Genomic DNA, 10,915 nt, shown 5'->3' with positions numbered 1-10,915 from the left:
CTCCCCGCTCCCCGCCAAAATAGTAACTAGATTTATGCCGGAGACTACTAGTCGATCGGACTTTGAACCCAATTCGGGTTACGGGTTAGTCGTGCTGCTGGGCGTAATCGGAAAATCTCGATTGTAACTTTCACGCGTGACTGGCTGTCTAACTTCGACCCCAACTTCGCCTAGTACTTCTAATTTCTTACCCTCGACCGTAATCCACACTGGGGCGGTTGGGTTTTGAGCTGTAGCCGTGTACACGACTTGACCCAATCTCCCAATCATCGAAGTCGCGCCATCTCCTTTGGTAAACTCCTTCGATAAATCGACATGAATGCCATCTGCCATAACTTTGGCACTCAATATTTTCGTACCCACTGGGATGGTCGAGGTGAGTTTACCATCGGTTTTACCAGCAGAGGCGATCAAGCTAGAGAGCGAATTTTTGACGCGCGCATCTGGGCTGGAAGCTGTACTACCAGGATTGGGATTGGGTCGATCTTGGGGTACCAAAAAAGTCTTCTTCCCATCATCATCCAATCGCCAAATTTTAACAGTATCGCTATTGTTGTTAGCGAACGATGGGGTTGTGGGCTTGGTAGTCTCCACACCAGTTGTTGGTGTTTGAACGGGAAAGGTAGGTGCCGCAACCGTGGTGGTAGCCGTCGGGATCGGCGTAGCCGTCGGCGTCTGTACTTTTGCCGGATCGACAGTAATAGGATTGGACGGAGTTATCGTGTTGGGTTTGCTCGTTTGGGGGCGATTTTGCATCGTCAACCAGGCGATGCCTCCACCAGCAACAGTCGCCGCTAAAGCTATTGCTGAAATGGTAGCAACTACATTTTTAGATATAGATTTTCGTTCTTCCATAATTAAAATTCCTATAAATCGTTAAAACCGATCGACACTCAGCCGTTGGTCGCAAGATGGTACTAGATATTGTTTGCTCGGACAAGGCAAACAATAGCTGATAATTAGCAATTGGTAAATGCGCCCCCGTCCATCGACCTACTTTCGTCAGCACTTACGATAATCGTGTGTTGCTCCATTAATAGTCTAACTGCTCGAACAGACATTCGGCGACGATCTATATCCATTAGTACATAATTAGATCGATCGCCCCGATCGGGCATCTAATCTTGTCGCCAGAGGTTAGTCTTTGCGCCCAGCGACGCGGACAAAAGCGGCCAGCTCTAGTTGTTGGGGATTGACTTTAAACTGGAGAATTCTCGCTGTCAGACCGCGTTGCTCTAACATATCTACATTCAGACGTTCGCCCATTCCGGCAGTCAAGCCAGCTAGCAAAAATTGCGGGACTGGCGTGTTACCAACCGTAGCGTTCGGTTCCACTAATTGAAATTTGCGGCCACCGATGACGCTGACACCTGTTTCGAGATTGACAGCGATTTTTTCGCTAGAATTAGGGTCTTGGAGTTCGGCTCGGATTGCGATGCGATTATTGGCCAAAAATCTCACTTGCGGATTGGTAATTTGGTAATCTTTGTTGAGAGAACCAGCCGCAGCACCGCCGAGAGTACTAGTAGTCATTTTCTGGAGTTGCGCGATCGCATCCGGAGACTTTAGAAAATTATTTAAATCCTCCTCATTGAACTTTAACTTGACGCCCGCCTGAATTGGCTGCTGGAGTGAAGAAGCACGCGGTGTTTGGCCGTCGGCTTGGACTGCTCTGAGATCGATCGCTAAGGGGTCGGTTTCGATCTCTAAAGTGTCGATCCGCAGATCCCGAGTCACCCACAAACCTCGCCCAGCAATCCGCAATTTGTTAATTTTGCCATTGATAATCTGGTGTGGGGGCGCATTATCAGTTCTGACTTGTAGTTGTTCGGCTCGGTTGAGCTGCGACAACAAGGCAGTTTCCACATTCTTATCGACCACTACTCCAGTGAGTGAAAATAATGCGGTGATACCCGAGAGGAGGATGGTGATTAGTTCCATTTTTGGGTTGGGAGTTGGGAGTTGGGAGTTGGGAGTTAGGAGTTGGTAGGGAGATCTGGGTGGGAGCGGTAGTTGTGGGAGAAGTTTGATGGTAATGTTAATGGCCTTATGCTCTCAACCTAACTAAAACCGCAGGTTTTAATTTACTCCCAACTCCTAACTCCCAACTCCCAACCCCTGTGCGATCCAGTCTTTAATCGTCGCTCCAACATTCTCGACGGCAATATCTTGCGATTGTTTCGTAGCACGTTGGACGACTTCTACTTTACCATCCTTGAGCGATCGACCAGTGACGATCCGGAAGGGGATGCCGATTAAATCTGCGTCCTTGAATTTGACCCCTGCCCGCTCGTCGCGATCGTCGAGGATAGTTTCGACCCCCATCTGATTTAACTCGGTGTAGAGGCGTTCTGCGACCTCCATTTGTTGGGCGTCGGCAATATTGGGCACGCAGATAATCGCATGATAAGGCGCGATCGCGACAGGCCAAATAATCCCATCTTTATCGTAAGATTGTTCGACGGCGGCTTGAGCGAGGCGCGATACACCCACGCCATAACAACCCATTACTAATGGCTGCTCGGCTCCCTGCTCGTCGGTAAAAGTGGCTCCCATGGCTTGGGAATACTTGGTTCCGAGTTGGAAGATATGGCCGACTTCGATACCGCGTGCGGTTTCTAAGGTTTGAGTCGGATCGTGAATGGCACGATCTCCCACCAGAGCTTTTTGAATATCTACATTTACGGCTGGAAGTGGGAAATTAGTATTCCAGTTAGCACCGACAACATGTTTGCCAGACTCATTTGTCCCCGTAATAAAGTTTGTCAAACTCGCAGCACCCGGATCGACAATCCGCAGAAATTGAGGATGCACGTTAGGACTTGCCGCGATATATTCATCGCTCAAATCGGGAGCGATATAACCGAGTGGTAAGGGTTTGGCTGCCCATTTATCGATCGCCACTCCGTCCGGTACTTCTAGGGCGATGACTGTTTTGGCTCCATAATTAGGAGCTAATTTAACTAATTCGTTGGTTAATTTAACCTGATTGACTTCGCGATCGCTCCGAATACTAATTAAGACTAAAACCGTCTTGCCATTATCATAGACAGCTTGCTGAAGAACATTTTTGACGATCGAAGTCGGATCGCATTCGAGAAACTTCACGAGTTTATCGATCGAATTTGTATTTGGCGTATCTTTAACTTCATAACTAGTAAAACTTGACGCGACAGCTTCGGGAGCCAGCGAAACAGCCTTCTCCACATTGGCGGCATATTTACCATCCGCCGTAAACATCACATCATCTTCACCCGCATCAGCCAGCACCATAAATTCCTGCGAACCAGAACCCCCGATCGCGCCAGAGTCGGCATCTACAGCTCGATATTTCAAGCCGCATCGCTCTAGCATGTTGCAGTAGGCATGGTGCATGTCATTGTAAGTAGCCTTGAGACTTTCGGCATCCGCATGAAAAGAATAACCATCTTTCATGATAAATTCCCGTCCGCGCATCAACCCAAACCGAGGCCGAATTTCATCGCGGAATTTGCTTTGAATTTGATATAAATGCTGGGGTAATTGACGATAAGATTTAATCAAATCGCGCGCGACAGCCGTCACGACTTCCTCATGAGTTGGGCCTAAAGCCACTTCCCGCTTTTGTCTGTCAGTAAAGGCGAACATAATCCCCTCCGCTTGGGTATAAGTATCCCAGCGTCCCGATTGTTGCCATAATTCGGCGGGTTGCAGTTGGGGGAGCAGACATTCTTGCGCGCCAGTGGCATCCATTTCTTCTTTGACAATCTGCCGTACCTTCGTCAATACGCGCCACATTAGGGGTAGATAAGCATACAAGCCACTCCCAATCCGGCGAATGTATCCAGCGCGCAGGAGCAGTTTATGGCTGGGGATTTCGGCGTCGGCTGGTTCTTCGCGAAGGGTGACAAATAAGCTTTTGGACAGTCTCATCGGATTTTTTGCGTTAGTTTACTCGCCCTATCTCGGTAGGGTTTGACTATCGATATTATCGCAGGGTAATGGCTAGTATGGGTGGAGCGGGAGTCACCCAACTGTCGATCGAGCACTGCAAGACTAGTTCGTCAATGCTAAAAAAGTTATATAATCTAGCTTCCGCGAACGTTTGAAGCCCGCGAGCGTTATCGCGGCAGATTGTTTTAAGGGCTTCTGGCTCCGCTTCTGAAAAGCCCTCACAGCAGATCGACTGTCTAAAAACTAGAATTATTGCTAGTTTGTTGCCATTGTTTGATGCGATCGATCGCCTCCCTAGCGTCTTGTTGTTTGCCTTGTTGTTGGTATAGTTTTGCCGCCTGCTGCATATCTGAGATCGCACCTTTGATATTATTTTGTTTGGCTTTGACCATCGCTTGATTAAAATACGGACTAGCATATTGAGGATCGATCGAGATTGCTCGATCGAAGTCAGCAAGTGCGCCGGGAAGATCGTTGAGACTTTGAGCTTTTAGAAAACCACGATTGTTGTAAGCATTAGCAAATTTAGGGTTGAGGGCGATCGCTTGGCTCAAGTCACTAATTGAACCCCGTACATCGTCGAACTTTTGAGCTTTCAGATTACCGCGATAGTAGTAATAAAAAGGATATTTGGGGTTGAGGGCGATCGCTCGATCCAAGTCTGCAAGTGTGCCCCGATCGTCGTTGAGTTTTTCACTTTTGAGCACAGCGCGATTGTAGTAGGTTTTGGCAACTTTGGGATCGAGATCGATCGAGCGATTCAAGTCAGCAAGTGCGCCCTGCACATCGTCGAACTGTTGATATTTCAGATTACCGCGATTGTTATATGCTTGGGCAAATTTAGGATCGAGGGCGATCGATCGATCTAAGTCCGCAAGTCCGCCCCGCGCATCGTTGAGCTTTTGAGCTTTGAGAACGCCACGATTGTTATAGGCATTGGCAAGTTTAGGATCGAGAGCGATCGCTCGATTCAAGTCAGCTAGCGCGCCTTGTGCGTCGTCGAGCTGTTGATATTTGACCATACCGCGACCGACGTAGGCAATGACAGATTGAGGGTTGAGGGCAATCGCTCGATCCAAGTCTGCAAGTGTGCCCCGATAGTCGCCGTTCGCGTATTTCTGGGCTGCTGATGCAAAGTAATCATCCGATCTCGGTGCCGTATTCTGGGGAATTGTGGCTACTTGTCCGCCGAGATCGACTCCCATGTTACTAGCGATCGTCGCAAAGCGATTGATGGGGATACCGAGATTAAATCCGGTTTTGATATTGTTTTCATCGCGATCGCCTCTACCGTGAATGGCAACTAATTCGCCTTCGCTATTTAATACCGCTCCCCCACTCATTCCGGGTAATGTATCGTTACTGTAGACAAGGGAATAACCTTTCTCGAAGGTCTTATTACTATTGGCGGAAACCTTCCCTTCCCTAAACACGAATACTTGCTCGGTGATGGCTCTACTCGTACTTGGAAATCCACCGACATAGAGATCCATTCCCGATCTGAGCACATTAGAGTTTCCTAGTTTGGCCGTGGGATATTTAGTTGTTGACTTGAATTTGATGACGGCCAAATCGATATTGCCAGGAGCCGAGCGGATCGAATTGCTAATGACTTGATAGGATCGATCGTCTGGGGTGGTAATTTTATAACTAACTTTATTTTTCACCACATGAGCGGCGGTGAGCACCGTATAAATATCGCCCTGCTGTTGGAGAATAACGCCCGAACCAACGCTATCGGGTTCGGTAATTAATACGGTAATTGCTTTAGCTGTCTCACCGATCTCGACTGAAGTTTTGGCCGATGCAATCCTCGGCTGTCCGAGTGCGATCGTGGCACTGAGGCCAATTAGTGCCGTCAATTGTGAGAGCTGATGTGACATAAAAGTCGTTATTTGGATGTCGAATTAATCTTAGTCCAAATGTGGCTTAATTATGAACGACCCACAATTTTTTTAATAGCGATCGAGATTTATTCGATTGATTGATTCAGAGCACCTGCACGCTCGATCGAGAAATTCGATCGAGCGATTCGATCGGCAGACTTTATAATACTAGCGAGAATTTTCAATCCCACTACGTTCTAAGCGGCACTATCTAAACTTCCCAAGAACTTTTCCGCAGCTACGATGTGCTGTTGTTGCTTTGCTGGAACCATTTTATCGAAGGTGCCTACTAACATACCCAAGCGTGGATTACTCAAAAAGAAATCGCGATGAACGTGCATAAATCGCCAAAATAATCCGTCCCAAGTTACTTGCCAATCGCCTTTAGGGTAGTCGCTCATCTTCATTAAATAATTGCTGCCACTGATATAAGGTTTGGTACACATCCCGCCACCATCGGCAAACTGGCTCATCGCATAGACATTTGGCACCATCACCCAGTCATAAGCATCGACAAACATCTCCATAAACCAGCGGAACACATCATCAGGATCGAATTCACATAGCAGCATGAAATTGCCAACTACCATCAGCCGCTCGATATGGTGACAGTAGCCGCAATTGAGTGCCTTGTGAATCGTGGCATCTAGCGGTAAGATCCCTGTCGTTCCTTGCCAAAAGCTCTCGGGAACCTTGCGCGTAAAACCCCAATAATTGCGCGTGCGCTGGACTCTTCCCCGTCGCTCGTAGGTAATCCGCATAAACTCGCGCCAGCCGATAATCTGCCGCACGAAGCCTTCGATGCTATTGAGCGGTACTTTACCCACCATTGCTAGCGCGGCATCGATTACCTGTTGGGGTGAGAGCAGTCCGGTATTTAGCAGCGGCGATAGCACCGAATGATGCAAGATCGGCTCTGCCAAAACCAACGCATCTTCATACACGCCAAATTCAGCAAAGCGCACGGTTAAAAAGTCCGCCAGCCAATCATCTGCTTCACTATATGTCGTCGGGTAAAACCCTCGATCGAATGGCTGTTCTACCGAGCTATAGTTGTCCCCAAAATGTTGGCGAACGTAAGTTTGCGCTTCGATGACATATTCGTTTGCTACGGGTAAATCGAAATCTGGAGCAGATTTACCCTTGGGAAATTTTTGGCGATTATCGACATCGTAAGTCCACTTACCACCCAACGGTTTATCAAATTTATCTAGTAAAATTTCGTGATGTTTGCGTCTGTTGATATAGAAATCTGTCTGCTTGAGGTGCTTGCGGCTGTCGAACAACTTGGATATATCGCTAGGATCTTCGAGAAAGTTTGGCGAGCGAAATTCTTTGAGTACGATCCCCTGCTGTTTGGCTCCCCCTGTCAACCGTTGGCGCAGCCAATCATCTACGACATCAGCATAGTACAATTCTCGCACGCCCACACTGGCAAGCTTGGGGATGAGCTTCTGGATATCGCACTCCTTATCGGTGGCTGGAATGTAGCGTACCTCATACCCTTGCTGAGTCAGATAATCGGCATACATTCGCATCGTGGCGCGATGGATTAATAGCTTTTGCTGGTGAAACCGATATTGATGGAAAAATAACCACTCTTCTACCAGATACACGAATCCGCCTGGAATGAGTGCGGGATGCGTGCGAAAAAGTTGATGGGGAAAAACGATACTAGCGAGACTGAACATATTAAAAGCAGTTTTTCACACTGTAACAACTGTCTTTAGGCACGATCGATCTATCGATCGACTGAAGATTTCTAAGTAGCATACTGAATAGAAAGTAGTTGTAGCGATCGGATTCCTGCAAGTCTATCGCTCCTACATGATTCATCAGTTTTATTGTGATTCATTACGAGCGAGATCTCTCGATCGCACACCTTTATCTAAGTCCAATTCTCTGGATTTCCCATTCATAAGTTCGATCGTTTTTGCTTAAAACATAACGAATTTTCTGAGGTGAAACTCCTCCCGCTCTCATCAGATACTCGATCTCTACATCAACCACTGCATCTCGATCTGTTTGTGAAACTAAGTTGGTCTGCCGAACTTCAACATCTGCAACCTGCTTTGCCCACCAGTCCAAAAAAGAATTATATCCATTGGGATGTACGGATTTATTATTTTGAAGGGCTGTAGGGAGAGAATTCCATGCTCCAGAATAGTTTCCGTTATTAATTTTAGAGTAGTAATCTCGAACGGTATCTTTTGGATCTCGATCGATGTTGTCAGTAGTAGTTTCTCTATTGGATTCATTACTACGATCGATATTGTCAGTAGTAGTTTCTCTACTAGGTTTATTGCTACGAGCGGTATTATCAGCAGTAGTTTCTCTACTAGATGTTTTACTACGAGCGGTATTGCTAGTAGTATTTTCTCTACTGGATTCATTGCTACGAGCGTTCGTAGAATTAGAATTACTTGTAATCTTAGAATTGCTATTTGTTACTGGATCGTTATTATTAGCAACAGGTTGCTGGCCATTATTTTTGTTTGCACTAGACTCTTTACGACTAGAATTATAACCTAGCACTAAAAAGCCGATTAATCCAACCCCGACGATCGTAGCAATCAATGTTGCTATTAAGGGTCTAGCTTGGCTACTTTCAGAATTACGAGTTGTTGTCGGCGTTGGAACATACAACGTTTTCTCATAATCATTTGGAATTGGAATAGGAGATCCGATATTTTGTGCTGGTGTAGATGGTGATGAGGAAATATTTAAGTCATGTAACATTTCCTGTGCATTCTGATATCGATCGCGGGATAAATGCTGAATCGATCTATTTAGTATTTTTACCAACTGTTGTGATACATTCGGAGCTAAAGACTGCCAATTTAGATTGCCGCTATCGGGATCGGATTCAATTTCTGTGGGCATCTTACCAGTCAGAAGATAGATAGCTGTTAAACCTAATGCGTAAATATCGCTAGCAAACATTGGACGACCAGACATTTGTTCGATCGGCATAAATCCAGGCGTCCCAATCAAAATCGACTGAGCAGTAGCCCCTGATGCTGTGACGATCGTACTCATTATCTCCTTCACCGCACCAAAGTCGATCAGAATCGGTTTGTCATCGCGATGGCGCAGCATGATATTGTCAGGTTTGATATCACGATGAACTATTCCCCGTTGATGGACATAGATTAGTGTGGGCAGAATATCGGTGAGTAATTGTCTAACTTGGATTTCAGTAAATAGTCCCTGCGTTTGTACTCGCTCATTTAAGGTTTGACCATCTATATACTCTTGGATGAGATAAAACTCTCCCCGTTCTACAAAATAAGCATAAAGACTGGGAACTTTGCCGTTACTGTCCTTGCCCAAATGTTCTAAAGTAATTGCTTCTTGTTTAAATCGGTCTTTAATTAGCTGCTGTACTTTCGGATCTGTTGATGTTGGCGTTAGCTGTTTGACGACACAGTAAGGTTGGGAAGGCATCAATGTATTTGTGGCTAAATACGTAGTACCAAAGCCGCCTTCACCTAGTTTCCTGATAATTGGATATAAACTTAACGACATATTGATAAATTTAGGAGGTGAAGACAGATTGGATCTACCATTGAGTCTGACTTTTTACATTAAGTCTAAAGCCCAGTGTGGGCAGATATTATCGCGGTAGCAGATACCACCTTGTCTAGATTATCGTGGGATTAAAGTCAAAAGGGAAGGTTGTGGCTTCCTGTCTTAAACCGCCATCTTCTGGTTGAAGTGACAGATCTCTGTTGATGATTCTAGGATCGCTGACTCTTTAAATTGAGGATCTCGATCGCTAAGTTAGCGATCGAGTAGGTTAGGATATTTTTATCTCACTAGATTATTAGGATTCAGATAGAACTACCCTCTCATCACAGTTAACTGCTGACTTTCGCATGAGGTCTATTGAGTCCAGCTACTTATCTCGAACAGCAGCTTTAGCCTTAGCCAGAAGGCTGAAAATATTTACGTTGAGATCGATCGCCAGTCCACATAATCGCACTACAGATGATGATAGCGCAAAGAAGGACGGGCCTCAAAACTTTGCAGTGTAAGCATTTGCGTAGCTTCTGCCGTGCGGAATCGAGCGGTATGGCTGTTCGCGTAGCATTTCAAAATCGGGAAAGTTGCGGAGTGAAAACTACCACAATTACGAATAATTGTGAGTTATGTAACAACTCTCCGGCCATTGTTGGGTAAAATGGAAGTGTTGGTGCAATAATAATTTTCCTCTTCAGTCTTGAGAATTAGCACCAATGTCGAGTTAAACATAATTTATCACATGGAATCAAGTGCCCCGTCTGGCAAATCTATAACAGAACCTCCTCCAAAAAAGTGGGGTGAATTCTGGGGTAGCGCGATCGCGATTTTTACACTGATCTTACCAGTCGCCGCGATCGTCCACTACTCGCCAGCTAGCCGCGTCCAAGTCCAATCTTTACCAGCTTTACCACCAGCAGTGCTTACCGAATGAACTAAACACCAGATTCGGACGCCAATAGCTTTATCCAATTCCCAATCCCTAGTAAAATGCGATCGGGGGGAGCGATCCTCTCGATAATTTTAATATTGGAGCATTTTATTTTGGACTTATCCCTCATTCCCGCTCAACCTAAATACGGGATTATCAACGTTTTAATCGAAATTCCTGCTGGAAGTAAGAATAAGTACGAATTTGACAAAGACATGAATGCCATGGCACTCGATCGAGTGTTATCTTCTTCGGTACAATATCCTTATGACTACGGTTTTATCCCGAATACTTTGGGTAATGACGGCGATCCTCTCGATGGGATGGTAATGATGGACCAACCGACTTTTCCAGGTTGTGTAATTGCCGCACGCCCGATCGGCATGTTAGAAATGATCGATGGTGGCGATCGCGATGAGAAAATTCTCTGCGTCCCCGACAAAGATCCGCGTTATGCCAACGTAAAATCGCTCAAAGATATTCCCCAACACCGTCTGGATGAAATCTCCGAGTTTTTCAAGACTTATAAAAATCTTGAAAAGAAAGTAACCGAAATCCTCGGCTGGCGAGATGTCGATGCCGTGATGCCATTAGTTCAAGAATGCGTCGCTGCTGCTAATAAGTAGGGGATAGGGGATAGGGG

General features: G+C 46.0%; 8 protein-coding genes. 2 read left to right on the top strand and 6 right to left on the bottom strand.

The window, feature by feature from the left end; all coding sequences use genetic code 11:
* Positions 1-78: 78 nt before the first annotated feature.
* The 6 genes from C7B77_RS13830 to C7B77_RS13805 all read right to left on the bottom strand — a co-directional run bounded on the left by C7B77_RS13830 (position 79) and on the right by C7B77_RS13805 (position 9,347).
* Entirely contained in the window at positions 79-855 is a 777-nt protein-coding gene (locus C7B77_RS13830) for a GerMN domain-containing protein (RefSeq protein ID WP_106305629.1), read from the bottom strand.
* 282 nt (positions 856-1,137) lie between these two features.
* A complete protein-coding gene (locus tag C7B77_RS13825) occupies positions 1,138-1,941 on the bottom strand; it encodes an LmeA family phospholipid-binding protein (protein WP_106305626.1) in 804 nt (267 codons plus the stop codon).
* Between the two features lie 156 nt (positions 1,942-2,097).
* Positions 2,098-3,912 (bottom strand): proline--tRNA ligase, encoded by a 1,815-nt coding sequence (gene proS / locus C7B77_RS13820; protein ID WP_106305623.1) that lies wholly within the window; start codon positions 3,910-3,912, stop codon positions 2,098-2,100.
* 257 nt (positions 3,913-4,169) lie between these two features.
* The gene (locus C7B77_RS13815) at positions 4,170-5,816 is read right to left on the bottom strand and encodes a tetratricopeptide repeat-containing S1 family peptidase (protein WP_106305620.1); all 1,647 of its coding nucleotides are present in this window, start codon (positions 5,814-5,816) and stop codon (positions 4,170-4,172) included.
* 200 nt (positions 5,817-6,016) lie between these two features.
* Positions 6,017-7,510: a cryptochrome/photolyase family protein gene (locus C7B77_RS13810; RefSeq protein WP_106305617.1), complete on the bottom strand. Its 1,494-nt coding sequence runs from the start codon at positions 7,508-7,510 to the stop codon at positions 6,017-6,019.
* Positions 7,511-7,703: 193 nt separating this feature from the next.
* On the bottom strand, positions 7,704-9,347 hold the full coding sequence (locus tag C7B77_RS13805; protein WP_106305615.1) for a protein kinase domain-containing protein: 1,644 nt from the start codon (positions 9,345-9,347) through the stop codon (positions 7,704-7,706).
* A gap of 736 nt (positions 9,348-10,083) precedes the next feature.
* Here C7B77_RS13805 and C7B77_RS13800 point away from each other — a divergent pair.
* Both C7B77_RS13800 and C7B77_RS13795 read left to right on the top strand, forming a co-directional pair.
* Complete coding sequence (locus tag C7B77_RS13800; RefSeq protein ID WP_106305612.1) at positions 10,084-10,275, top strand: TLTLP motif-containing protein; 192 nt, start codon at positions 10,084-10,086, stop codon at positions 10,273-10,275.
* A gap of 110 nt (positions 10,276-10,385) precedes the next feature.
* Positions 10,386-10,898, top strand: a complete 513-nt coding sequence (locus C7B77_RS13795; protein WP_106305632.1) for an inorganic diphosphatase — start codon at positions 10,386-10,388, stop codon at positions 10,896-10,898.
* The last annotated feature ends 17 nt before the right edge of the window (positions 10,899-10,915 follow it).

It is taken from the genome of Chamaesiphon polymorphus CCALA 037, from assembly GCF_003003845.1.
Lineage (GTDB): Bacteria > Cyanobacteriota > Cyanobacteriia > Cyanobacteriales > Chamaesiphonaceae > Chamaesiphon > Chamaesiphon polymorphus.
The sequence above is the reverse complement of the archived record's forward strand: the minus strand, read 5'-3'. Positions and strand labels throughout refer to the sequence as shown.